Annotated in this window: 23 protein-coding genes; 8 read left to right on the top strand and 15 right to left on the bottom strand. The window is 41.9% G+C overall.

Annotation, left to right across the window (positions count from 1 at the left end):
* Nucleotides 1-10: 10 nt before the first annotated feature.
* Together M3204_RS08770 and M3204_RS08765 are read right to left on the bottom strand one after the other, a co-directional pair.
* Complete coding sequence (locus M3204_RS08770; RefSeq protein ID WP_251480842.1) at nucleotides 11-991, bottom strand: DUF4179 domain-containing protein; 981 nt, start codon at nucleotides 989-991, stop codon at nucleotides 11-13.
* Entirely contained in the window at nucleotides 969-1,502 is a 534-nt protein-coding gene (locus tag M3204_RS08765) for a sigma-70 family RNA polymerase sigma factor (protein ID WP_251480841.1), read from the bottom strand. The genes M3204_RS08770 and M3204_RS08765 overlap by 23 nt, the downstream gene beginning before the upstream one ends.
* Nucleotides 1,503-1,640: 138 nt before the next feature.
* Here M3204_RS08765 and M3204_RS08760 point away from each other — a divergent pair, with 138 nt between their 5' ends.
* The 4 genes from M3204_RS08760 to M3204_RS08745 are packed head-to-tail and all read left to right on the top strand — an operon-like array spanning nucleotide 1,641 to nucleotide 3,947.
* Nucleotides 1,641-1,919, top strand: a complete 279-nt coding sequence (locus tag M3204_RS08760; protein WP_251480840.1) for a hypothetical protein — start codon at nucleotides 1,641-1,643, stop codon at nucleotides 1,917-1,919.
* Nucleotides 1,879-2,688 carry an alpha/beta fold hydrolase gene (locus M3204_RS08755; protein WP_251480839.1) on the top strand — a complete coding sequence of 270 codons (810 nt, stop codon included), beginning with the start codon at nucleotides 1,879-1,881 and terminating at the stop codon, nucleotides 2,686-2,688. Before M3204_RS08760 ends, M3204_RS08755 begins: the two co-directional genes overlap by 41 nt.
* Nucleotides 2,685-3,560 carry an alpha/beta fold hydrolase gene (locus M3204_RS08750; RefSeq protein WP_251480838.1) on the top strand — a complete coding sequence of 292 codons (876 nt, stop codon included), beginning with the start codon at nucleotides 2,685-2,687 and terminating at the stop codon, nucleotides 3,558-3,560. Before M3204_RS08755 ends, M3204_RS08750 begins: the two co-directional genes overlap by 4 nt.
* Before the next feature lie 9 nt (nucleotides 3,561-3,569).
* Nucleotides 3,570-3,947, top strand: coding sequence for a VOC family protein (locus M3204_RS08745; RefSeq protein ID WP_251480837.1), 378 nt, complete (start codon nucleotides 3,570-3,572; stop codon nucleotides 3,945-3,947).
* A gap of 69 nt (nucleotides 3,948-4,016) precedes the next feature.
* On the opposite strand, the gene M3204_RS08740 is transcribed toward M3204_RS08745, so the two are convergent.
* Entirely contained in the window at nucleotides 4,017-4,892 is an 876-nt protein-coding gene (locus tag M3204_RS08740) for an SGNH/GDSL hydrolase family protein (protein ID WP_251480836.1), read from the bottom strand.
* Nucleotides 4,893-5,178: 286 nt separating this feature from the next.
* Between M3204_RS08740 and M3204_RS08735 the strand changes: the two genes are divergently transcribed.
* Entirely contained in the window at nucleotides 5,179-6,438 is a 1,260-nt protein-coding gene (locus tag M3204_RS08735; RefSeq protein ID WP_251480835.1) for a GGDEF domain-containing protein, read from the top strand.
* Nucleotides 6,439-6,551: 113 nt separating this feature from the next.
* Here the strand turns inward: M3204_RS08735 and M3204_RS08730 are convergent, their stop codons facing one another.
* The 5 genes from M3204_RS08730 to M3204_RS08710 all read right to left on the bottom strand — a co-directional run bounded on the left by M3204_RS08730 (nucleotide 6,552) and on the right by M3204_RS08710 (nucleotide 10,455).
* Nucleotides 6,552-6,932 carry a peroxiredoxin family protein gene (locus M3204_RS08730; protein WP_251480834.1) on the bottom strand — a complete coding sequence of 127 codons (381 nt, stop codon included), beginning with the start codon at nucleotides 6,930-6,932 and terminating at the stop codon, nucleotides 6,552-6,554.
* Between the two features lie 16 nt (nucleotides 6,933-6,948).
* Complete coding sequence (locus M3204_RS08725; protein WP_251480833.1) at nucleotides 6,949-7,296, bottom strand: DsrE/DsrF/DrsH-like family protein; 348 nt, start codon at nucleotides 7,294-7,296, stop codon at nucleotides 6,949-6,951.
* A gap of 184 nt (nucleotides 7,297-7,480) precedes the next feature.
* Complete coding sequence (locus tag M3204_RS08720) at nucleotides 7,481-7,978, bottom strand: cupin domain-containing protein (RefSeq protein WP_251480832.1); 498 nt, start codon at nucleotides 7,976-7,978, stop codon at nucleotides 7,481-7,483.
* Nucleotides 7,979-8,181: 203 nt separating this feature from the next.
* A complete protein-coding gene (gene ypfJ, locus M3204_RS08715) occupies nucleotides 8,182-9,030 on the bottom strand; it encodes a KPN_02809 family neutral zinc metallopeptidase (protein ID WP_251480831.1) in 849 nt (282 codons plus the stop codon).
* Nucleotides 9,031-9,327: 297 nt separating this feature from the next.
* Complete coding sequence (locus M3204_RS08710) at nucleotides 9,328-10,455, bottom strand: NAD(P)/FAD-dependent oxidoreductase (RefSeq protein WP_251480830.1); 1,128 nt, start codon at nucleotides 10,453-10,455, stop codon at nucleotides 9,328-9,330.
* A gap of 167 nt (nucleotides 10,456-10,622) precedes the next feature.
* Here M3204_RS08710 and M3204_RS08705 point away from each other — a divergent pair, with 167 nt between their 5' ends.
* Nucleotides 10,623-11,558 (top strand): YitT family protein, encoded by a 936-nt coding sequence (locus M3204_RS08705; RefSeq protein ID WP_251480829.1) that lies wholly within the window; start codon nucleotides 10,623-10,625, stop codon nucleotides 11,556-11,558.
* Between the two features lie 400 nt (nucleotides 11,559-11,958).
* Here M3204_RS08705 and M3204_RS08700 read toward each other — a convergent pair whose 3' ends face one another.
* Together M3204_RS08700 and M3204_RS08695 are read right to left on the bottom strand one after the other, a co-directional pair.
* A complete protein-coding gene (locus tag M3204_RS08700; protein ID WP_251480828.1) occupies nucleotides 11,959-12,408 on the bottom strand; it encodes a hypothetical protein in 450 nt (149 codons plus the stop codon).
* A gap of 25 nt (nucleotides 12,409-12,433) precedes the next feature.
* Complete coding sequence (locus M3204_RS08695) at nucleotides 12,434-12,901, bottom strand: DUF2243 domain-containing protein (protein ID WP_251480827.1); 468 nt, start codon at nucleotides 12,899-12,901, stop codon at nucleotides 12,434-12,436.
* 286 nt (nucleotides 12,902-13,187) lie between these two features.
* On the opposite strand from M3204_RS08695, the gene M3204_RS08690 reads away from it, so the two are divergent.
* Nucleotides 13,188-14,360 (top strand): MFS transporter, encoded by a 1,173-nt coding sequence (locus M3204_RS08690; protein WP_251480826.1) that lies wholly within the window; start codon nucleotides 13,188-13,190, stop codon nucleotides 14,358-14,360.
* A 406-nt stretch (nucleotides 14,361-14,766) separates the two neighbouring features.
* On the opposite strand, the gene M3204_RS08685 is transcribed toward M3204_RS08690, so the two are convergent.
* Entirely contained in the window at nucleotides 14,767-16,404 is a 1,638-nt protein-coding gene (locus M3204_RS08685; protein ID WP_251480825.1) for an ATP-binding protein, read from the bottom strand.
* Between the two features lie 349 nt (nucleotides 16,405-16,753).
* Between M3204_RS08685 and pepF the strand changes: the two genes are divergently transcribed.
* The gene (pepF, locus tag M3204_RS08680) at nucleotides 16,754-18,577 is read left to right on the top strand and encodes an oligoendopeptidase F (protein WP_435367722.1); all 1,824 of its coding nucleotides are present in this window, start codon (nucleotides 16,754-16,756) and stop codon (nucleotides 18,575-18,577) included.
* A 54-nt stretch (nucleotides 18,578-18,631) separates the two neighbouring features.
* Here the strand turns inward: pepF and M3204_RS08675 are convergent, their stop codons facing one another.
* From M3204_RS08675 to M3204_RS08660, 4 genes are all read right to left on the bottom strand, one after another.
* Nucleotides 18,632-19,219 carry a hypothetical protein gene (locus M3204_RS08675; protein WP_251480824.1) on the bottom strand — a complete coding sequence of 196 codons (588 nt, stop codon included), beginning with the start codon at nucleotides 19,217-19,219 and terminating at the stop codon, nucleotides 18,632-18,634.
* Nucleotides 19,220-19,233: 14 nt separating this feature from the next.
* Nucleotides 19,234-20,406 (bottom strand): ParM/StbA family protein, encoded by a 1,173-nt coding sequence (locus M3204_RS08670; protein WP_251480823.1) that lies wholly within the window; start codon nucleotides 20,404-20,406, stop codon nucleotides 19,234-19,236.
* A 693-nt stretch (nucleotides 20,407-21,099) separates the two neighbouring features.
* On the bottom strand, nucleotides 21,100-21,441 hold the full coding sequence (locus M3204_RS08665; protein ID WP_251480822.1) for a zinc ribbon domain-containing protein YjdM: 342 nt from the start codon (nucleotides 21,439-21,441) through the stop codon (nucleotides 21,100-21,102).
* A gap of 121 nt (nucleotides 21,442-21,562) precedes the next feature.
* A complete protein-coding gene (locus M3204_RS08660) occupies nucleotides 21,563-24,646 on the bottom strand; it encodes an efflux RND transporter permease subunit (protein WP_251480821.1) in 3,084 nt (1,027 codons plus the stop codon).
* Nucleotides 24,647-24,781 lie beyond the last annotated feature (135 nt).

The following is a 24,781-nucleotide window of genomic DNA, read 5'->3' as shown; positions in this document are numbered from 1 at the left end:
CGCCATTCCTTTATAATTCGATTCTGACTGAACCTAGTTCTTCTCCTGATTCCAATACCGGCTGGACTTCAATAAAATCCGAATCAAGTACCATTGGAATTGTGATCCGTCTCTTCTCTATCACTATTCCATTTTCGGTTTTCTTTTCAAGCTTTGCATCCGAAGTTCCGCCGATGATTTGCTTACCCTTACTATCGAAAAGATCAAGCATCACTCTCTGGCCGCCTTCAGGATAGGTCAGTGTATATTCGATTGCCGTCGAGGATTTCCCTGTAATCAGTTTTTCGAGCGTGACTTTATGCGGGCCAAGCTCAGTTGCCAGCCCCAGCGTGATTGTTTCATACGGCAGCTGCAAAATCGGCACGTCGAAATTCCATTTCCCCTGTTCGTCCTTCCAGCTGTCATCGATTTCACCGATTCCGAGGAAGTTCAAGGGCAATTTCATTTCTGCCGGCAACTCGCTCCTCGGGTAGCTCAGCTGGATATGTCCTTTATAGCCCTCTCCATCCGGCACCAATTTCACCAGTTCCATCGTTTCTTCTATATTCGGGTCACGGTCGAAGATTTCATAGAATGCGTAAATCTCGTCCTGATCCCCTTTGACGTCCCCCCTCACATCGAAGGTAACCCCGATAATCGCTCCATCATAGTAGGCTTCTATAACTGTCACATCAATGCCATCATAAGTTGTCTTTTCGTTCAATTCGGTAATTAGCTGTTGAGAGGCCAGGTTCTCAGCTACCTTGTCATGCTCATACAATTTTGCCAGCAAAGGGATCTCAGCCATAACTTTTGCCATTGACGGGAACAAGAATCCTGATGATAGGAAAAGGGCAGCAGCTGCTGCTGATACTGCCGCTGTTTTAAAAAGCGGTTTCCGTTTTGGCTTCATTCTGCTTCCTTTCCGTATACCAGCCTGAATTGCTTTAACGACATCTTCCTCAGGAACTTCAATCTGGCCGACCGATTCATGAAACATTTTCTTTTCCATCTGGCTCGCCTCCCAATCTATTTTTCAATTCCTTCCTGCCTCGCTGCAGATAGGTCTTCAATGTGTTTTCAGGAATATCCATCGTTTTGGCCGCATCACTGATTGTCATGTCATGATAATAGAATAGGATAATCGCTGTCCTTTGCTGCTCTTTTAATTGAGTGATAGCCTCCATCAAATCCAGGGTTTCTTCGGCCTCTCTGTTGCTGCTGGAGGGCAGTTCAACCAGTTTGTCTGCCGGCAATTCTCTTTTCCTTTTTTTCAGTACATCGTACGCACAATGGATCAGGATTCTCGTCAGCCAGGTTAAAAAATACTCCTCATTCTTCAGCTGGCTAATAGCCAGGAATGCTTTATACGATGCTTCCTGTACGATATCAAGAGCATCCTCCCTGTTTCCGGCGTATAAATAAGCGGTTCTGTATAATCGGTCACTATGTAAAATCAGCAGTTCCTCAAATGCCCTGCCATTTCCCTTCATCGCCTTTTTTACAAGCTTTGCTTCTTTCATTTCCTGACCTCCTTTCACTCTTTAGAGATGAATCAGGTAAAAAAAGTTTCAACTTTTTGAGAATTTTTCCTAGTACTAAAGTAATATAGTTATAAATAGTTGTTTTTCCATTTTTAGTATATCGAACGAGGTGAAAATATGGGCTTTTTCTTTCGCAAGCCTGATTTCTACATCCCTGAAGGCGGCATCGATCAAATCGAACCTATTAAAATCGGTGGAATCCAGCAGTCAATCCTCATCCAGTCCTACTCACCAAAGAACCCAGTGCTCCTGTTTTTGCATGGCGGACCGTCGATGCCTCTCCCAGGCGTCTCCTCAAGGGGTAAAAATTATACTGTGGCCACCAATACCAAAGAGCTGGTCAAGCATTTTACCGTTGTATTCTGGGACCAGCGCGGCAGGGAAATCCTATCATAAACATATCCCTCAACATACGATGAACTTTGAACAATTTGTTTCAGACGCAGTTGAATTGACTGATTTTCTACGAAAAACGTTCAAGCAAGAGAGGATTTTTCTCGCGGCCCATTCATTCGGGACGCTGATTGGCATGTATCTCGTTAAAAAACACCCCGAAAAATTCCACTCCTATGTAGGGTTGTCCCAAATCATCAGCTGGGCTGAAAATGACAGGGCTGGCCTAGCCTGGGCAAAAGATGAAGCAAAACGGCGTGGAGATTATAAAGCTCTGAATGAGCTAGAAGAGGTTGGAGAGCCACCCTTTACCGAGGGCTACAAGCAGTGGGGAGTGCTGCGAAAATGGCAAATGAAATACAGCACGATGGTCTATAATGATGACAAAATCAAGCATCCCGGCCTTGCAAAGGTAACGCTGGATATGCTCACCTCGAGGGATTATCGATTAGCAGATGTATTCCATACCTTTTACAGCGGATTCAAGCTTATCTATTCTGACGAATTCATCAGGCAGATCCCGAAGATTAATGTTCAAATGGACGTGCCTGAAGTAAAGATTCCAATCTCCTTCATTTATGGCAGAAAGGATGTTCATGTACATGCCTATCTGGCACAAGACTATCTCGACACAGTAAAAACAAGCCAGGAAAAGAATTTTATATGGGCAGAGAAATCCGCACATCTCTTTCACCCTGATGATGCAGAATTGATTGAGCAGCACCTTATAAAAGAATTAAAACATATAAAGCAAGAGGTAATGAATCTATGAAAACAATCTATAAAAGCCAGGAAGGGAAAGAAAAAATCCTTAGCCAGTATGAAGAGTATCTTGCTCAGTTCGATTCTCTCCTTGAGCGGGAGTATGTCCAGACAAGGTTTGGCAGTACCCACGTCCTGAAAATGGGAAAAGAAGACGGGAAGCCTTTATTTATTTTCCAGGGAGGAAATTGCATCAATCCTGTGACTTTATCATGGTTCAAAGGCTTATTGAAAGAGTACAAGATTTATGCTCCTGACACCATCGGCCACCCAGGATACAGCGATGAAACCAGGATCTCGGCGTCAGACAAAAGCTTTGCTCACTGGATCCACGATTTGATGGATTATTACCAGATTGAAAGATGCGGCTTCATCGGTCCTTCCTACGGTGCCGGCATCATCCTCAGGCTTGCGGCTTTCATGCCGGAGAAAATAGAATGTGCGGTGCTTGTTGCACCTGCTGGAGTAGCCCTTGGCTCGAAGCTTAAAATGATTAAGGATATCCTCGTGCCGCTGCTTATTTACAAAATGAACGGTTCAGCCAAAAGCTTAAAACAGATTGCCAATGTCATGTCCTTTAACACGATGAACAGCCTTGATGAAAGCATCATCGGCAACATTTTCAAATACACCTATCTTGAACAGGAAATGCCCAAGCTGACGTCGGCTGAGGAGTTAAAGAAATATGGTGCTCCTACCCTTGTCATTACCGGGACTGAGGATGTTTTTTTCCCTGAAAAACAAAGTTCCCAGAAAACGGCAGGACTATTCGGCGATCAACTAGAATTAAAGAGATATAGCATGGGACATTTTCCATCAGAAGAATATCTTGAAAAAATCGATACTGATATTAAGACTTTTTTGAAAAAAAACTATAACTAGGGGGTAACAATGAGTTCAAATCCAATCCAAAAAATCGGCCAAATCGGTGTTCCGGTTCAAAATATTGAAAGAGCTATCCCATTTTATGAGGACCTATTAGGGCTGCCCTTATTGTTCAACACGGAAACTATGGCTTTTTTCGACTGTGATGGTGTCCGCCTTCTGCTAAGCCTTCCTGAAAAAGAGCTTTTTGCGCATTCGAGTTCAGTGATTTACTTTCAGGTAGAAGATATCAAGGCAAAGTTTGAGGAGCTGCTCACAAAAGGAGTGAGCTTCGTTGATGAGCCCCACGTCGTGGCTAAAATGGGGACAACTGAAACGTGGATGACATTCTTCAGGGACCCTGAAGACAACATCCATGCGTTCATCAGTGAGATCCAGGCATAATCAAAAGAAAGTAGCAGGTTTATACTTACAAAAAACAAAAAGGATACCGCCACTTCTGCAGTATCCTTTTTATTGAATTGCCTTCAATTCATTCTTTTTCAGGAAAAGCTCGATTTGGTGTGCAGCCATCATTCCCGCGGTGCTGTTCAAATGCATGCCGTCCGTCAATAACAAATAGCCATTCCGATGAGCGATCCGGTCAAGGCTGTATCCGTACACGAAATGGTCGATAATCGCCTTTTCATACAGCTTCGATCCGTTTTTCAACGAACGTCCTCGCGTATGCCCTTTCCCCTTTAAATACGCCTTCAACTTCTCATTAAAAGGCAGGTAGGAGACATTATTCATTTCCGCGATTTTTTTAATGACTTCGTTGTACTGGTCAATCTCTTTATTCGCTTTGGAAAATAGGTTTTCACCCGCGACAGGAAGAGATAATAAAGCAATTTTTGCTGAGGTTTCTGTTTTAAGTCTGATCACAATTTGAGCCAGGTTTTTCTCATAAACTAATAATGATGGTTTCTCGGATTGCTCATCCATATTAATTTTCTTCTTCGCAAGATCCGGAGCAATTTTAGCCGAAGCATCATTTAATCCGACCAATATGACCGCGAAGTCCGGATTGCAGGCAATGACATGATCCAAACGCTGCAAAACATCGTAAGACGTGCTGCCATTTACTCCGTCATTGATGAATTGATACTCAATGCAGCCCTTCCTTTTTGAAGCATCTTCGACAAAATTATAGCTAATATTGCCTTGTACGACATCACCGCCGATAACAGCAACAAGTTTTTTTCCATCCTGACGCATTCCATTCTGAAGAAATGCCTGAGGATTGTTAGAGGGCAGCTGTTTAATCCTACTTTTTCGTTGATGAAATATGGACAAACCTGCCACAGCAAGCAGCAAAACGACAACAGTCTCGCCATATAAAAGATCCATATATGACCCCTCTCTTTTTTATGATTTATCAGTAGGTTAAATTATTAATTAAAAATTCTGAATATATATTACATATTATTCGACAAATGTGCAATATTTCCTTTTAAACATTATTTTCTCATTCGAAAAATTTTTTCTCCCTACATCCATTATAGCCTTTTATGATACGCATCAGACAAAATGAGTGATACAAAAATTTTCACAAATCAAAAAATTACTTTGCAACTAGATTCATATGTAGGATAATATTAAATGGTAGAGTTTGGGAAAGGGGGATTTTTTACCTATGCTGAAGGCTAGGTTATACGATTTTTCATTATTTTTTACTGCTATTGCCGTGGCTTTTGGATTAGGTACCTTTTTCATAGATAAAAAGACATTTTTAATAGCTTTATCGATTTATTTTTTATTTGCCAGCCTGTATAACCACTTAAGAATCACCGCGCAAAATGGAACGCTTAAGTTTGACTATGGAATTAATTATAGTTTATCTTTTGGCATTTTTGCCGGTCCGATGGGTTTGTTCATATACGAATCGCTCTATAGATTCTACGTCTATTTAGAGAGGAAGCGCACCAAAACGGATGATCCGGGGGAGTTCCTGGATATGTTTTATAATATTGGTGCCCATGTGCTGATTTATTCAATCGGCTATTATTTATATAAGTACCTGTATCCTTTATTTGACGGAGTCACTTTTGGATATTGGATCCTTATGTGTCTTCTTGCGGTCGTAACGGTGCTGATTTCCTATACATTCTTGTCGACAGCGTTTTATACGATGGGTGAAATTAACAGCGTTCGTGAGGCAATCCAATTTTTCATTGAGAGCAACAATGTTTTGGACCTCGGTAAAACAGCTTTCACAAATGGCCTGCTGCTGCTTTTCCTGCAGGAAAGGCAGTGGGAGATGATGGTCAGCCTATTCATTCTTAATTATCTGGTCAGCCGCTCCTTCCACTCAAAGTCGCAGAGCATCCAGAACAAGATTGAGCGGGACAAGTTTGAACAAATGGCCTACACAGACTTCCTGACTGGAATTCCAAACCGTGCATTCATGGATAAAAAAATATCTGAACTGAACCAGACTGCTGAAAGACTGGGTATTGTCGTAGCCGATATTGATAAATTCAAACAGATAAACGATTCTTACAACCATGCTGTTGGAGACCGTGTGATCCAGCATTTTGCCAGTACGCTGAAAAGCTACTTATCAGATGACGATTATCTGTTCCGGAGCGGCGGAGAAGAATTCACGCTCATCCTCAGGAATAAGTCCTTGGGGCAAACAATTGATCTGGTGGAAAAAATCCGTCATGGAATTGAGACAAGTTCGGTCTCAGTGGATTATAAATCCAATCATCATTCGGTTTCAATCACATCGTCCTTTGGATTGTACTACTTTAAAGTGAACCAGTATACCTCAATGGAAAAAGGATATATATATGCCGACCAGCTCCTGCTCCAATCGAAAGAATTTGGTAAAAATAAAGTTACCTTCAAGAACGAACTTTCGAAACAGACGGGATTAGCAGCCACTACTTAAAGACAGAGATCATATTCTCTGTCTTTTTTGTTCCCTTTACTTAGCATTGATTATTGCTTATCGATTTTTAAAAAAGTCTGTATTTTGAACCTGTATAGTATGAAAGAATCTGCTTAAAAGTGCATGAACAAATCTGCGGAGGCAGCTTCATTCAGAAGCCACTTAATCGGCACTTGTTCTGCCGGGTAAAGAAACTCAAAGTTATCCTTTATATCCAAATCGACAACATAGAGCTGAGCGCCCATTTCAACCGCGATCCCCAGAAGTTCATGGACAGATGATACCCCGAAATCGTTCAGCGCATTGGATAAGTATTCAAGCTCTTCTGATGGTACGGATACATATCTTTTATCGAGGATATTGACTCCTCTGCGGGAGAACGCCAAAATCACATCTGCTCCTGATGACGCAGCACCTACTGCGACGTTCAAAGGAGGGTATGCAGATTCCAATTCGTCATGAAGAGCCATAACCACCACTTTTTTCTGGTTCATCAGTCTGCCACCTCCATCAATAACTTAATACTGCATCTGCTTCATAGGCAGTCTCTAAAAATGTTGCGACCCCAGATAATTCCGCACCTTCTACCAGTTCAAGACCGTCTGCAATCAGCACATTCATCTGGCAGCCAAAAAATTTAACTCCCATACCCAATGCCTTTTGCATCAAATCCTGCAAATCAATGTTATGGGTCCTCTCCATGATCTTCAAGTAACGTTTATCCAGCACTCGCGCCCCATCAAGGTCAAAGAAAATAGCTGCCTTGTCATCCTGTTCTGCATTCTGAAGCGCTTGTTTTATAACGTATGGCACATTAGAGCTTAAAGAAACAAAGTAAACAAACTTCTTGTTCGCCAATGGCCTTCCCTTCTTTCTTTCCTATTTGCTATACAGCAAGTTATTTTGTCCAAGGAATCATTAAATATGAACATGTTCCATTTTTATTATATACCCATATAGGTATAAGTAAAAACTAATAACTTATGAACGACAAAAAAGGTGTGTGAACGAGTCACACACCTTAAATCTATTATTCAACTTTTTATTTTACCCACTTTTCGAGCAGCGGTCCGCTTTCCCCGAATACTGGGTCAGTTTCGGGCAAGGGCACATTCTTGATTTTTGATAATGCCTGTGTACGTTCTCCCGGGTCTTTTTCCTTTAAGTCTGGTTTGCTTCCATTTGGATAAGCACCAACTACTTCAAAATCCTCACTGCTGTCAATTTTTTTATGGCCAGTCCCTGCTGGCAGGACGATTACGTCACCTGCTTTGAGTACAAGCTTCTCTCCAGCATCACCGCCGATTAGCACTGTTGCCTTGCCTGACTTTACGCCAAGCACCTCATGTGTATTGGTGTGGTAATGGTGATAATCGTACACATCACCTGTCCAGGTGCCTGTCCAATTATGCAGCTGGAATTGTGATTCTATATTGAGATTGTCATTAAATACACCTTGATAAACAATTACCGGCAAATCCGGGTTATTGGGAATATCTCCTGAGTCGTTGATAAAAAAAGATTTTACCTGCGTTTCCATGGTGGAATCTGCTCCTTTCTTTAACAAGGCTCTTTTCGGAAACATTTCTTTCACAACCAAATGTAAAATTCGGCATTTGGTTTTTTACGAGTTTTAGTGCATTAAGGCGCTCTTCTTCATCCGAGAACAGCTTGACGGGTGCAATTCGGTACCTGTTCACAAAATGGCTTGGTCCATAAAAAAGTTTCCATGCCTAACTGTACTCAAAATTCTCTTGTGTTAAACGTATCTCCCTCTTTCAGGTTGCCTGCTTTATAGCCTTTATAGAACCAGCTTTTTCTCTGTTCAGATGTACCATGTGTAAAGCTCTCCGGTACAACATAGCCTTGTGAACGCTTCTGGATCGTATCATCACCGACAGCACTTGCTGCATTCATGGCTTCTTCAAGGTCGCCTTCTTCAACTACACCCATTCCCTGGGCATGGTGGGCCCATACGCCCGCTAAATAATCTGCCTGCAGTTCAAATCGTACTTGATACTTATTAAATTCTGTTTGGTCAAGCTGCTGTCGCTTTGCATTGAGTTTATCTGATGTCCCCAGTAAAGTCTGGACATGGTGACCTACCTCATGAGCAATAACATAAGCCATCGCAAAATCGCCTGGCGCCTGGAACTTTCTTTGAAGTTCATCATAGAAGCTCAAATCAATATAGAGCTTTTGGTCACCAGGACAATAAAATGGACCTACCTGGGAGCCAGCGACACCGCAAGCGGACTGTACACTGCCTGAATATAATACAAGTGTTGGTTCTTTATAAACCATTCCTTCTTTTTTAAATTCTTTCGACCAAACCTCTTCAGTATCAGCGAGGACAACCGAAACAAATTGGGCAAGTTCCTCTTCCTCCGCAGTTTCCTGATATGGCGCAGGGGACTGGTTCCCTCCATTTGTTATGTTCGTTACAACATCGCCCATATCGCCGCCGCCGAGGAATGTCATGACCACCAAGAGGATGATTCCGCCCAGTCCGCCGCCCATAAGCATACCGCCGCCGCCCATCCCTCTTCTATCTTCTACATTACCGCTTGCTCTTCTGCCTTTCCATTGCATGATCGTTCCTCCCTGCATTATATTAAGCAACTGAATAAATTAATTTGAGATATTTCCTTAGTGTTATACCCGCTATTAGTAGATTTATTTGTCCTTCTGCGAATATTTTTTTTTAGCGGCAAAGGTTACGAAAAAATTTCACTCCCTGAAGAACCTCTTTTAGAAGAAAAGCGCAAGCGCCTTGGTCAGCCCCGACAAGCGCTGAAGCCGGACATTTTCCGAAGCGAAATTTATACTTTCTCATAAGAAAAAAGGTCATACCCTTGTATGGTACGACCTGTTTCATCCTTTCATTGCCTAGGAAATATCATCGCTAATCGCCCCGGCAATATCATAATCTTCAAGGTTGATATCGAGAGTTTCATTTGCAGCCAGTTTTGCGAGCTGGCAGCCAAGGTATGGTCCAACAGTCAACCCTGAGGATCCGAGTCCGTTTGCTAAAAACAGATTATCGAAACGTGGAACATTCCCAATGATCGGCAGGAAATTTGGGGCGACGGGACGGAATCCGACCTTTGTCTCTACATATGTTCCTTCAGCCAATCCAGGTGCAACCGTCAAGCCTTTATCGATAATTTCATGCAGACCTCCGAGCGTCACCCTTCGGTCAAATTTCAAATCATCTTCATGCGTCGCTCCAATTACCAGTTCCCCGCCCTCGAAGGCTAAAATGTACTGGTTATTTGGCGGCATCACGACAGGCCACTTGCCTGTTTCCGTGTTTTCAAGCTTAAGATGGACAATTTGTGCTTTTTGCGGTGAAATCAATAGTTTCAATCCAAGTGGTTCTAATAGTTCAGGAGCCCATGCACCTGCCGCCACAATCACGCCGTCGGCAGCATATCTTGTATCCCCTACTGTTACACCAGTCACTAATCCATCGGAATAATCCAGCTGCGCATTTCCGATTACGAGGCTGGCACCATGTTTTAGTGTTGCATTCACAAGAGCCTGCCGCAACGCTCGGCCATTTACGCGCGCCGCGCCGCTGATATGGACCGAAGCATATTCATGGGATAATGGCGGAAATAATTCTCCAGTCTCTGCCTGAGTGAGCTGCGTGATCTCGCCAATCTCAGGAGCATCCTCCCTCCTTAAAATCGCTCTCTCTTCCATTTTCACAAGCTTTTCCGTATCAGTATGGAGACTGACAGCACCTACCTGCCGATAACCCGTTTCAGTTTCTCCATCTTCTTCAAGCTCTTTTATAAGAGATGTATAATACGCTGCGCCATTTTTAGCCAGCCTATACCATGCTTTGTTCCTCCGCTGGCTCAGCCATGGACAAATGATTCCAGCGGCAGCATTAGTCGCCTGACCTGGCTCCTCGCGGTCTATTATGGTAACGCTAGCTCCTGATTTAGCTAAGTGATATGCAGTAGAAGCACCTAAAATGCCTGCCCCTATTATGATGAATTTTTTCATATTAACACCTTTTTCATATTTACTTGTATCCATTCTACATAAGTAAGGAGACAGACTTCAATGGCGAGTGTCCTGATCATATAAGGAAAATAAAATTAACCTGTATTAATCATTAAAAACATCTCATAAAATTAAACACTTGTCCGATGAGAAAAGGAAGCGATGATATGTCTACTGCTGTGCAAAATAAAAAGCTCTATGGGTTAGCGAATCTTCTATTTCTCTACTTAAATGTATTTGTGGCATTCAGTCTGGTCTATTTCTTTCTGGATATGTTCAGATTAGGACCATTACTAGACCCCTTCATCCTGAAGGAAAAACAGATACTGCTATCTGAAAAACTGGGAAATGCGCTCCATTTAAGTGCTGCCGCCCTGCTTTTCGAGGGTTATGGCAACATCATTCCCATTGGCTGGTCAAGAGTGGTCGCCTTTATCGAACAGACGATTGGATTTCTGCTGCCTGCCTTCATAATGGTTAAGTTCATTCCTTCAAAGGATGAATACCGTTCTAGAAAAAGATCATCGGCCTTTAAACTGCTAGTAAAGGCTTTCTTTGTGATTGCCGGAGCTCTTTTTGTTTCATTCAGTCTGGAAATGTTCTTAGTTCCCAATCATATCATTGATGGCGGTATTGTAGGCATCTCCATCATCATGTCCTACTTAACAGGCTTGAAACTGGAATTATATTTATTGCTACTGAATCTTCCATTCCTCTATCTTGGCTACTTAAAAATCGGCAAAAGATTTGTAGTTACCACTCTTTTAGGGATCACTGTACTCTCCCTGGGTACACTGCTTCTATACAATGTCCCTGTCCCGACTGAAAATCCGCTGCTGGCTTCCGTCTTTGGCGGATTCTGTTTAGGAATTGGCGTTGGGCTGGTCATTCGGTATGGCGGCTCACTCGATGGAACTGAAATATTGGGGATTTTATTAACCCGCAGAACTTCATTTTCAGTAGGAAAGGTCATTATGTTCATTAATATTTTTGTATTTTCCTCAGCAGGTTTTATTTTTGGCTGGGACAAAGCGTTGCTGTCATTAGCTGCTTATTACATCGCATCTAATATGATTGATTTTACGATTAAGGTATATGACTGACCTTATTAAAAATAGGCTGTGTTAAACTTGGCTGTTGATTTCCGTTACAGGCGCTTCGCTTTCCGCGGGCGGCCCGGGGAGCCCACAGGAGTCTTCGCGCCCTCCACTGCAATCAACAGAGCTTAAAATCAACAATGATCTTTAACACAGCCTAAAAATAAAAACTGAGAATTACCATTCATCAAGGCTCTTTACGAAAACTCGGCTGCCATCACAACGGAAATTTTCACAACTTTTAATGCACTCCTTTTTCAGATATATCCTCGAAATGTGACCGAATTCAAGAGACATATGAAATGAAAAATCGGACCGAAAAGCAGCAAAACGAAAACAGCCTTCAAAAAAATCGTGCATACAGCCAATACGAAAAAGGATGCTCCACAGCATCCTTTCTGTTAGCTTATTTTACTTTCAGTGTTTCTTTATAGGCAATTTCCTGCCCGTCAACGGTAAAAATACCATGATTATTTGCATTAAGGGTAACCTTAACCTCGTATGACCCCTTCTCTAACTCGCCTAAATTGAAATAGTTTCCATACAGCCGATTCACTTTTTCCCCATTAATATAAATGTGTGCATGGCCCTCAATGTAGCTGATCTCATTTAAACCAGCCTTTTCAGGAGCAAAAGAAAAATTGTCCGTCTTTATGTGCAGCAGCCATGAACCGGAAGGGTCTTTTTTCACAGTTCCCGCAATAGATGGAACTTTTTCTCCTGCTGGTATTGCTACTGCTTCATGTCCATGTCCTTCTCTGTGGTTCATTGCTTGATAATGACTATTTTGATTATGGAAATATAACATTATCGAAACTAATGAGAAAATCACAATAAAGCTTATTAATCTGTACATAATGTTCCTCTCCTGATATTGCTCATTATATTTCTGCCGTATTTTCCGGTTCAGGTCGTTTTTTCCTGACTGCCTCACCTATGATTACCAGCAGCAAACCGATGGCAAGGAACGCAAGGTCGTACATCAATGCGTTAGGATCACCTGGTTTTACACGGTGTATTTGCAAAAGGTGGTGATTGACTATCCCCTCTAGTAAATTAAAAATTCCTGCTCCAGTTAAAAAGCCGCCAATAAGCCGTCTTAACCCTCTGCTTATATCTGTTGGCCTCCCCGCAAGCCATAATAAAACTCCTCCAATGATCAGGGCGATGGTTACCCCAAAATGAAAGACTCCATCGCTCACAATTTGTCCCGGCCGGTCAGTCTGCATGATGACGCTGTGCCATTGCAGCAGCTGATGAAAAATAATCCCATCCATGGCTCCCATAAACCCCAATCCAAGAACAAAACTTCCCGTGCTCAGGAAATTCTTTTTCGTTTTTGAGCTCATAAAAACTCCTCCCCGTATTTTTAACTTTTGAATACTATATCCAAATTAAATAAAGGCTAACCTTTTAGGTAAAAAACATTCATGAAAAATACGATCTGCTATTCCTTGAATTTTTTCAATTCTCCTTTAGGTATACCGTAGGGGTTTCTGATATAATTTTTATTATTGCTGTTTTTCACACAGGTCGTTTTTATCGTGTTGGACTATTTTTCCTTATTCTAATTAGATTCGTACTGTTTGTGAAAAAAGCCAACTACTCAGCTGAAGTAATGGAGTGAACTTATTAATGAATACAAAAAAGGCTCTGCCTATATTATTTTTAGTCATGTTTCTGGTAATGGTCGGTTTTGGGATCATCATTCCGGTCATTCCTTTTTATGCAGAAGAAATTGGCGCGACCCCAACGCAGTTAGGATTATTGATGGCGGTATATTCGTTGATGCAGCTGTTGTTCGCACCAATGTGGGGCCGTGTCTCTGACAGGATTGGCCGTAAGCCTGTCATTATGATTGGCATATTAGGACTATCCCTTTCCTTTTTCTTGATGGCTATATCTACTGAGCTTTGGATGCTTTTTGCCGCAAGAATCATCGGCGGGCTGCTGTCTTCGGCTAATATGCCAACTGTCATGGCATATGTCGCGGACATTACATCAGAAGAAGACCGCGGAAAAGGCATGGGCATTATCGGTGCATCAGTCGGACTCGGCTTCATTTTCGGTCCGGCGATTGGCGGTGTTTTTTCCCAATCAAGTCTGAACACTCCATTTTATCTCGCAGGTGCTACTTCCCTGTTAACCTTTTTACTTGTTACATTTGTATTAAAGGAATCTCTGACGGTGGAACAGCGCAACAGCCATGCAAAGGAAAAGACTTCTTTGCTGAAAGCCTTTAATGGCCCTGTATCTGTATTGTTTGTTTTGCAATTGTTCGTATCCTTGTCATTATCAGGCCTTGAAGCTACCTTCGCATACTTTGCCGCTGAAAAAGCAGATCTGGGGGCGGTTGAATTAGGCTATATTTTCATGATCATGGGACTTGCCGGAGCAATAGTCCAGGGAGGTTTGGTCGGCAGGATGACGAAGAAACTCGGAGAGGGAACTGTTATCCAGCTGGGAATCGTTATTTCGGCAATTGGCTTTGCCCTGATTCTTCTGATAAAAGGCTTTGGAACAGCTGCCCTCTTCCTGACGGTTTTCGGGGTAGGGAATGGACTTATCCGTCCTAGCGTATCATCATTGTTAACGAAGAAGTCAACTGCCGGTCATGGCAGCACGACAGGCTTACTTTCTTCCTTTGATTCGCTTGGCAGGATCATCGGCCCTCCATTAGGCGGGTGGCTATTCTCAATCGCCATAGGCATGCCTTATATTTCAGGAATTTTATTATCAGTGATAGCATTGATTCTTTATCAAATCTATCAGGCACGCACGAAAAATTCCCATTCGTTTACTTCATAAAGAAGGAGGGGTGTCCCAAAAGTGTATAAACTTTTGGGCGCCCTCTTTATTTTTGTCCAGCTATAAAAAAGTCCGTTGATTTCCATTCCAGGCGCTTCGCTTTCCGCGGGGCTGGCGCTGAGCCTCCTCGCCGCCGTTGGCGTCTGCGGGGTCTCACCTGTCCAGCTTGAGCCCGCAGGACATTGATTGAGCTTCCCCGAACCTGCCCACGCACGATGGAAATGCGTTAGCATTTTCGGAGGAGTCTTCGCGCCTTCCACTCCAATCAACTCAGGTTTCTAAATTCACTTTTTTCGCAAAATAAGCGCGTTAAAACAATAAAATGGTTAAACAATAAAAGAGGCGACTCTTAGGTCGAATTTGTTCAACCTTTTGAGTCAGCCTCCTTTTTTTTTACAACCATGACTTATAAAATTTTCTCAGTTGCCAATGGCAAGTTTATTTCAATCAATGTGCCCTCATTCAGCTTGCTGTGGTAAGTTATGGTCCCCTGGTGCTGTTTAATAATTTTATGGCAAATCATTAATCCAAGCCCTGTTCCCTTTTCTTTCAGCGTGTAAAAAGGTTCACCCAAACGAGGAATCAATTCTTCCGGTATTCCACAGCCCTGATCCTGGATAGCAATGATACAATCACCTGCCATGCCATTACGAATGCTTATTTTAATGTCTCCACCCTTTGGCATTGCCTCCATCGCGTTCTTCATAAGATTTAGGAAAACTTGCTTTATTTGGTTTTTCTCACAGGTTATAAAGAAATTAGCGTCATCATAACTCCGGATAAATTGAATATCTTTCATATTTGCCTGTGGAGATAACAGCTCTACCGTATTTTCTATCAATTCCCGTAAATTTGTATGGTTAAGTTGAATTGCCTGAGGCTTTCCGAGTGAAAGCATTTCACTTGTAATGGTTTCAATCCGGTCCAGCTCGCTTAAAAGCAAATCATTAAATTCAATCGAACTATTTTCTTTTTTATAAAGCTGTACAAAGCCCTTGATCGTTGTCAGGGGATTTCGAATCTCATGGGCAACCCCTGCCGCCAATTCGCCTACTATCGATAGCTTCTCAGATTGCAACAGAATTTCTTCCGCTTTTTTGCGCTCGGAAATGTCTCTGCTAATGATAACAATGTACTCTAGCAACCCTTCTCCACCCGTAACCGGCATACATTTGGATTCAAATTCAATCCATTTCCCATCTTTGTGCAGAAATCTAAATTCCATAGAAAGAGATTCCTTGTGTTCCATAATTTTTTTAATCGAAAGACGGAAGGTATTTACATCATTCGGGTGAATCAGCTCGCACAGATCCACGCTTTCCAGCTCTTCAATTGTGAAACCTAAAGCCATCTCGTGAGAAGGCGAGAAATATCTAATACCGTTGGCCTTATCCATTACCATTATGAGATCGGATGTGTTTTCTGCGATAAGCCGGTACTTTGCCTCACTTGCTTCAAGTGTTTTTTCCATCTTCTTTTTTTCGGTAATGATTCTATATAATTTTTCATATGACTCTATTATTAATCCACCCAGGAGCACCCCAATGGCAACAAAAAGTAAATATTGCAAGTGAAATACTGGACTTTCTCTAAATACGTTAAAAATAATCGGTACAGTAATGATATAGGCAACAATGTATGATCCCATTAGAATCAGGCATTTTCTAACAGGTTTAAGGTTTAAAGTGAGTTTGTTCACCAATAGAAAAACAATCATGATGACTATCCAGCCAACTATGGCTGGCGGCCAGTTTTCACTTACCAGTAATCTGGAAACCAAGGCAAAGCTGCCTGTAATTAAGCCTGGCACTGTTCCAAGATAAGCAAAAACCAAAAGAATAACAGAGTAACGGATATCATAGGAATAGCCTTGATCCTGGATTGACAGGCTAACGAGAACAGAGGAAACAATCCCCGCATATACTCCTGCCCAAAGACGCAGCTGCTTAAGCGACTTATGGTTTATGAAGGAACGGATAATTAATGGAGTACTAACCATTAAAGAAAGAATTGATAGATTAACAATGTAGTCTAAAATAATCAATGGGCTCCCACCTGTTTTTGTAAAATTCGTAATATTCCTCCTTATCATAAACCAGAGATTTTAGCTTTTCCATATATTTAATTGTGACAGCTAGTGTTTTTATAATATTTAAATTATTCAACATTTTAACTGCATTTATTTCGCAATTCGTAGTAATATTAAAAGAAAACTATTTTCGCTTTGATTGTTGCTTTGCTAATAAAGCATTCAATCCGCTTTGATCTTGATTTCGAGCTCTTTTTCGAGCTGTTCCTGAAATTCAGAGCTATTTGAGACCGTAAAAAATCCAGAAGCCATTTAGTGCAAAAGCAACAAAGTTACGAATTGAACCTAAAAGAAAGAGGAGATCATGTTGAATAAAACAGTAGAAAAACGTCTTGTTCGCTCGGAAGTGCCTGTTGAGTTGACTTGGAATCTTGATGATTTATTTGTTTCCGATCAGGCTTGGGAGGCTGCGCTTGAAGAAATTGAAGAAGACATTACAAAATTTTCCGGCTATAAAGGCAAATTACATACAGGTTCTAAGGTTTTATTGGAATGCCTTACTGCCCAGGAAGAGCTGACGATGAAACTGGTAAAAGCTCGTACTTACGCAAGCTTAAAGCAATCAGCTGATGGTACCGATTCAATTAATCAGGCTAATTCTGCAAAGATTTCTGCGATTGGCACGAAAGCGCTCACTGCTCTATCTTTTATATCTTCTGAAATTCTTGCATTCGAAGATGGAACGATTGAGAAATTCTTTCAGGAAGAGTCCGAACTGGAGCCTTTCAGGAAGAATCTTTTAGAGCTTTTAGACACAAAAAAGCACAGGTTATCGCCTGAAACAGAAGAAGTTCTTGCTGCTTTGGGTGAAGTCCATACCGCTCCTTATAATATCTATGGAATGGCTAAGCTGGCAGACATGCAGTTTTCCTCAATCAGAGACAAGGAAGAAAATGAGCTACCTGTTAGCTTTGCACTCTTTGAAAGCCGATATGAATTTTCACCGGATACTCATGTGCGCAGAAAGGCATATGAATCATTCGTTTCTACACTTAAACAATATAAAAACACAATTGCTGCCACATATGCCACTGAGGTTAAAAAGCAGGTTACCCTATCAAGGCTTCGGAACTATCAGTCTGTCACACATATGCTGCTTGAACCTCAGCAAGTTACGTTGGAGATGTATAACAACCAAATTGACATCATCTACAAGGAACTGGCCCCACATATGCGCCGATTCGCACAGTTGAAAAAGAAGGTATTAGGCTTAGATAAGATGATGTTCTGCGACTTGAAAGCCCCTTTTGATCCAGACTTCGACCCTGAAATCACCTTTGAGGAAGCTAGCAAGCTCATCACAGATTCCTTAAAGGTAATGGGACCAGAATATACTTCGATGATAGAAAAGGGCTTTGCAGAAAGATGGGTAGACCTTGCTGATAATGTTGGCAAATCAACCGGAGCATTTTGCTCTAGCCCGTATGGTTCACACCCCTACATCCTGGTAACCTGGGCAGACAATATGCGCGGCTGCTTTACGCTGGCCCATGAATTCGGCCATGCAGGACATTTTTACTTGTCGAATAAAAGTCAACGGGTCATGAACGTACGCCCTTCGATGTATTTCATCGAGGCACCATCGACCATGAACGAAATGCTCCTCGCACAGCATTTGCTTAACGAGAATAAAGATGACCAGCAGATGCGCCGCTGGGTCATCCTCCAGCTGTTAGGCACCTATTACCATAACTTTGTCACTCATTTGCTTGAAGCAGAATACCAGCGCCGCGTTTACGCTCATGCTGAGGCTGGTAAAGCCCTTACCGCAAAAACTCTGACGGAAATCAAAGCTGACGTTCTAACAGGTTTCTGGGGTGATACGGTTGAGATTGATGAAGGAGCCAGCCTGACCTGGATGCGCCAGCCACACTACTACATGGGCTTATACCCGTATACTTACTCTGCCGGACTTACTGCATCAACTGCTGTTGCCCAAATGATCCAAGAAGAAGGCCAACCAGCCGTTGAACGCTGGCTCGAGGTGCTCCGCGCGGGCGGTACCATGAAGCCTCTTGAATTGTTGAAGCATGCCGGACTCGACATGTCGACGCCAGAACCAGTACGCAAGGCTGTTACTTATGTTGGCTCGTTGATTGATGAGTTAGAAAATTCTTATAAAGAATAACAAAAAACCCCTGGAAACTTGTAATTTCCAGGGGTTCATCTATTTATTGCCGGACTACTTGTTCATTTTTGCGAGAAAATCTCCCAGAAGATCGTCTAAGTCCTCTTCTATTTCTTCATTTTCTTCCGCATGTTTAATAGATTCCCAGACAAAAGAGTCAAGATCATCATCTGTTGCATCTAACTCAACTGTTGGAGCAGTCTCTTCGGCTGCTATTGAATCACCAGGGTCCTCTAATGCTGCAACACTAGGGTATTCAATATCTTCCTGAAGGTATAAAGCCTCGTCAATTTCCGTGGACTTGCTATTCAATGAGGCCAGCAGCGATGCAGCCCGTACCGGATCGGTCAGCAAGTGATACACGATATTTCCAAGCAAGGCCTCCGAATGCTCATGTTTTATCCAATCCCGTTGCGATTTACTCAAATTCCGAGGAAGAGGAATCGTAATCGTTTCCCGTTCTCTTGAATATGAATTCCCAACACCCTGCATAACATAATCAGCAATCTTGCTAGAGAAATTTCTTCTCTCTGTTTCTTTCAATTTTTGCAGATGCTTTAAAATATGGTCAGGTGCATCAGAAGGTACACGGAACGATAATGCTTGTCCTCTCTTAATCTCGTTTGGGCTGGTTTTTTTCATAAGATCACCTTATTTTAGCTTTTGACAGGTTCAGAAGCAGGTTTACTCTTCTCTGATTTTTTCACATAATCCATGATTAGCTTATAATAAGCATTTGCCATCATCCAGATGCTCTCTTTTTCGTCTTCGAAGAATTCAATATTATAGCCGTCAAGATTATTGTTCAATGTTTTGATATATTCTTTCAGTACTGTCGCGCCACCGCCGACAAAATAGCAGATTTCAGTCTGTGAATTTTTCGCCCATACGTTACGAAGCAAGCGATATTGTTTTTTCGCTAATTCTAGAAGGATACGATCAGTGATATCATGGACGCTTGTACGGCTTCCTTTGACCATAATGTGATTGCGGTCATTTTTGCGAGTGATAATCTCGACAACATCTCTGCGGCTGTCTAATTCCACACCATGCTTGCTGCGGATTTCTTCCCGGATTTGCTCTAATGCTTCTGATACTCCAAGGTTGAAGCCCTGAGCCTTATCGTCATCTACGTTGCGGTTTTTGATTACTGCGATATCTGTCGACAAACCGCCGATATCCTGGATTAAAATCCTTCTATCAATTAGATCTTTGTTGATGATCTTGAGGCTGTTATCCATAACTAGATTGATATAAGCCGCGAAGCCTTCAGGATAGACCTTCACTTCATCAAACTTAATATTAACCTTGATGCCCTGGTACTTTGGAGTAACAAGGAATTCAACCTGGTGAACTGAGCCTACTAATTTAGAGCGGTACCCAGCGTCCTTACCTTCTTTTACTTCACGAAGCGGCAGACCTGTACCAAGTGTATAGTTCGCATCAATTACATTCTTATTTTTAGGGAAAACTTTTGCGTTTTCTTCCTTAACAGCGTCCAAAGCTAGGGTAGCAAACAGCATGATCAATGTCTGGTCTTCCTCTGACTTGCTGCTGCCCGGATCCAATTCCGTTGCATTGTCACTTTTTGTCGCCAAGTTGCCCACCCGGTATATCCCATTATTTTCTTTCAGGGCAGGGGAGTGGACACGAATATGAATTCCATCAAGTGGATCCTTCGTATCCAGCTCTTCAATTCCGATTACAGGACGGTCTTCTGTGTCCCTCGCAACAATATTGGGGATATTTAATTCATTATCAAATTCTCCGAAAATAGCTTTAATAGAATCGTTTCCTACATCAACAGCCGCAATTCTGGATTTTGTCATTCATATCATTCCTTTTCATTATTATAAGTAATTATGTATACTCACTTCCTATTTTAAAGGTAAAGGGAAATAATAGATACTGCAAGAAAAACAGATGAAAAGAAATATATTTGTAAACATGTAAACAGGCTGTAAACCAAACTTGATTTGTATACTTAATTGTACACATTGATTACAAAATTGTATACATGTTGATGTAACTAATTGTTTACGAGTTTGTAGACTTGTAAACAATATTGTATACAGATTGTTTACAAATTGTATACACGTAAACAAATTTGTAAACAAAGATTTTAGAACAGAAAAACTTCCTCGATTTTCCATTAGTCTCCCCTCCCCTCTTAGGAAAGAGCCATAAAAATTTCCTTTATATCTCGCTTTTTAATCGCTGGGAAAAACTTATTAGCCTTAAATATGTAATTCTGCTCCATGCATACCCTTTTAAAGAAAACAGCAGCATTTCCAGAAATCTATTGCTGGTCTTCCCTGCAGAAGGATTCATGATGGATAAAGATAAGAAATGGCTGAACTTTTACATGATTAAAATAAGATCGGAGTTCTTTCAGTGGATTAAGGAGAGGTAGAAGTATTCGTTAAATGTTAATCGGAGGGGCTAAACTGCTAGCTAAAGGGTCCCTTTTCTGTAAGACAGGTAATAATTAAAAAAGCCAGACAAAACGTCTGGCTTTTTAATTATATCTTTTTAACAAACTCTGACTTCAGCTTCATCGCGCCAAAACCATCAATCTTACAATCAATGTCATGGTCGCCATCCACCAATCGGATGCCTTTAACTTTTGTGCCGATTTTAATGACCGATGAAGTTCCTTTAACCTTAAGGTCCTTGATAACAGTTACTGAATCACCGTCGTTGAGCACATTGCCGTTTGAATCTTTATCAATTTTAACGTCCTCATTTTCCTGATTAGTCTCTCCAGGATTCCACTCGTGCGCGCACTCAGGGCAAACCAGCATGCTCCCATCCTCGTACGTGTATTGTGAATTGCATTTTGGGCAATTTGGTAAGTTAGACATGTTCTTTCCTCCTCTTAATTCAAAACTTATTATACGTAAAACGAATGCCTGCTGGCTATTCGCACAGTACTAAAACACAAAAACACCGCTGGATGACTAGTCATCCAGCGATGTTAATTGTTTAATTTTCTTCCGTTTCTCTACGGTTCTTTTTGAATACTTTAGATAGTACTTCATACACGATTGGTACTACAATCAATGTTAATAATGTTGAACTTGTCAATCCGCCGATTACGGTAATGCCGAGACCTTTTGAAATCAGGCCTCCGCCGCCAGAACCGATTGCTAATGGAATGAGAGCACCGACAGTAGCGATTGCTGTCATCAGAATTGGACGAAGACGGGTTGCGCCAGCCTCAAGGACTGCTTCACGCATTGTCATACCTTCACGTTCCATATGGATGATTCGGTCTACAAGTACAATGGCATTCGTCACTACAATACCAATTAGCATCAATAGACCCATCATAACCGAGACCGAGATGGTTTCATCAGCAATTAGCAATCCGGCGAATGAACCTATCACCGCAAAAGGCAGTGAGAACAGGATTGCGAATGGCGCGACACCCTCACGGAAGGTTACTACAAGAATGAAGTAGACAATGGCAATCGCTGCAAGCATAGCGGCACCAAGCTGAGTGAATGTCTCAGTCATATCTGCCTGGACACCGGCAACCCCGACTTCAACACCTTTGGGTAAATCCAACTTATCAATTGCTTTATCTACTTCCGATGTGGCCTTTGAGATATCATCATCGATGACTGTTCCAGAAACGGACGCATAATACTCACCTTTGCTCCGTGCAAGGGTATTCATTGTAGTCCCCTTCTCGACTGTTACAAGCTCAGACAATGGCATTGTAGTACCCAATGCGGTCGGCACTTCTGTAGCCAGGAGATCATCGATAGATTCAGGCTGTTCAGCTTGCTCCTGCTGGACGATCACTTCGAGTGCTTCACCATCTTTTTCAATCGTTGTTAATACATCCTTGGTCTTTGATGGGTTAAGCATCATGACAATTTGTCCAGCAGTGTGCCCATACTGCAGCAGTTCATCCTGCTCTACTTTAAAGGTGTACTCGACATATGCTTTCTCAGCACTAGAAGATACGTCCTTTAACCCCTCATTTTCATTCATTTCTGCTTCTACCATATTCACAGCTTTATTGAGTTTCGTTAAATCTTCACTGTAGAATGTGTAGCTGAGTTCATTTTCAGGCATCGACATTCCGCCGAAATTCTGGCTCTTCCATTCACCGCTTTGTCCTATATTGAATACATATTCTTCAATTTCATCACGGACTTCCGGGAAATTTTCCATTTCCGGGTCAAAGATCAGGTACATTAATGCACCGCCTGAACCTAAGCCCATCATGGCTGACATCTGATCTGCTTCTTCTGTAACAGATATTTGAACGATATCAATTTCATTACGTTTAAGCATTTCCTCTTCGACTTTTTCTACATTCCTTAAGGTTTCATCCTTAAGCTCACCTGCTCCAGGTGTATATGTTAAATACATGACTTTATCTTCTTCGCTGCCCATGAAGCTTAAGCCAATGATTGGTGTCAGTGCAAGGCTGCCAGCCAGTAAAACGACAGCAATGAGTGAAGTGATGATTTTATGGTTAAGGGATTTATTAAGTACGCCTTTATACCAGTTAGCTAATTTTCCAACATCTTTATGGCTGCTTTCTGTCTTTTCACTATATAGCTTTTTCTTGAATAAGAAGTGAGACAATGCGGGTACAATCGTAATCGCCACGATGAGTGATGCACCCAGCGCGAACGTCATCGTTAATGCGAATGGCGCAAAAAGCTCACCTACCATTCCCCCAACAAAAATTAGCGGTGCGAATACAGCTACGGTAACTAAAGTTGATGAAAGAATAGGCTTGAACATTTCGATCGTCGCTTCCCGTACAAGGGCACGGCCTGTCAATCTCTCTTCTCTTAAGTGCAGGCGGCGATAAATATTTTCAACGACGACAATGGAATCATCAATGACTCGGCCAATCGCAACCGTGATGGCACCAAGCGTCATGATATTAAGCGTGATATCCATCCAATTCAATAACAGCAGTGCCATGAAAATCGAAACTGGGATGGAAACAATCGAGATAATCGTAGATTTAAAGTCCCTCAAGAATAAAAGGATAATCAAGACGGCGATTAATCCGCCAAATAATGCTTTTTCAATCATGGTTGAAACGGATTCTTCAATAGGTTTACCCTGGTCAAGAGAGACATCGATGACCAGACCGTCAATCTTCTTTTTCTCTTCCTTGATCAAGCCCTTAACTTCATTCACGACATCAACGGTATTTGCCTGCTGCTCTTTTACGATTTGAATCGCAATGGCATCATCACCGTTTGTACGTGATACAGACTGTACCTTACCTGCCAATTCAACCTCGGCAATGTCGCTAAGCTTCACAAATGGTGAGGGATTGCTTGCAGAAGGCGTAACAGGGATCAACATGTTCTTCAACTCATCTTCGGTCATGAACTTGCCATCCACAGCTACAGCCTGCTCTCCTTCTTTAAACTCATAGAGTCCTAGAGAAACAGCCAGGTTGCTGGCCTTGATCATTTCTTTTACCTTATCCTCAGTCAGGCCGAACTCAGCCATTTTAGCTTCGTTATAAGTAAGATTGACTTCTTCGATATGTTGGCCTGTAATTGTTGCGGAAGCAACACCATCGATTTTTTCAATCTTAGGAACGATGATATCCTCAACTGTTGACGTTAGCTCCACAATATCCTCTTTCGTACTGCTGACACTAAGCGCTGCAACAGGCATCATATTCATGCTGATGGCTGTAATGGCAGGTTCCTGTGCGCCCTCAGGAAGCTTCACTGCATCTAATGCAGATTGCAGAGCACGCTTAGCTTCATCCATATCAATGCCGTATTCATATTCCACTTGGATGCTGGACATATTGGAATACGAATTTGAATAGACGAATTTAACATCCGCTAGTCCTTCCACCGCTTTTTCGATTGGAATGGACACATCCTCCATCACTTTCTCAGGAGTCGCTCCAGGATAAACATCCATAACCATTAAGTAAGGAATCGATATATTCGGGATTGTCTCCATGTTCATACGCGTTCCAGAGTAGATACCCGATACGGTGATGATAATCGTTAAAAGCCAAACTGCCAGTTTATTTCCTAATACAAAATTCACTAAACCCTTCACTAGTACACCTGCCCCATAATGTCTTATCTAATACAATATAATGTTACTGACTGACCGGTCATATGTCAATAATTATACAAAATAAATACAGGAGTCCACGAGATTAAACAAAGAAAAGAGCAAAGACTTTGAATC

Origin of the sequence: Mesobacillus subterraneus, from assembly GCF_023715485.1 — a bacterium.
Taxonomy (GTDB): Bacteria; Bacillota; Bacilli; order Bacillales; family Cytobacillaceae; genus Mesobacillus; species Mesobacillus subterraneus_B.
The sequence above is the reverse complement of the archived record's forward strand: the minus strand, read 5'-3'. Positions and strand labels throughout refer to the sequence as shown.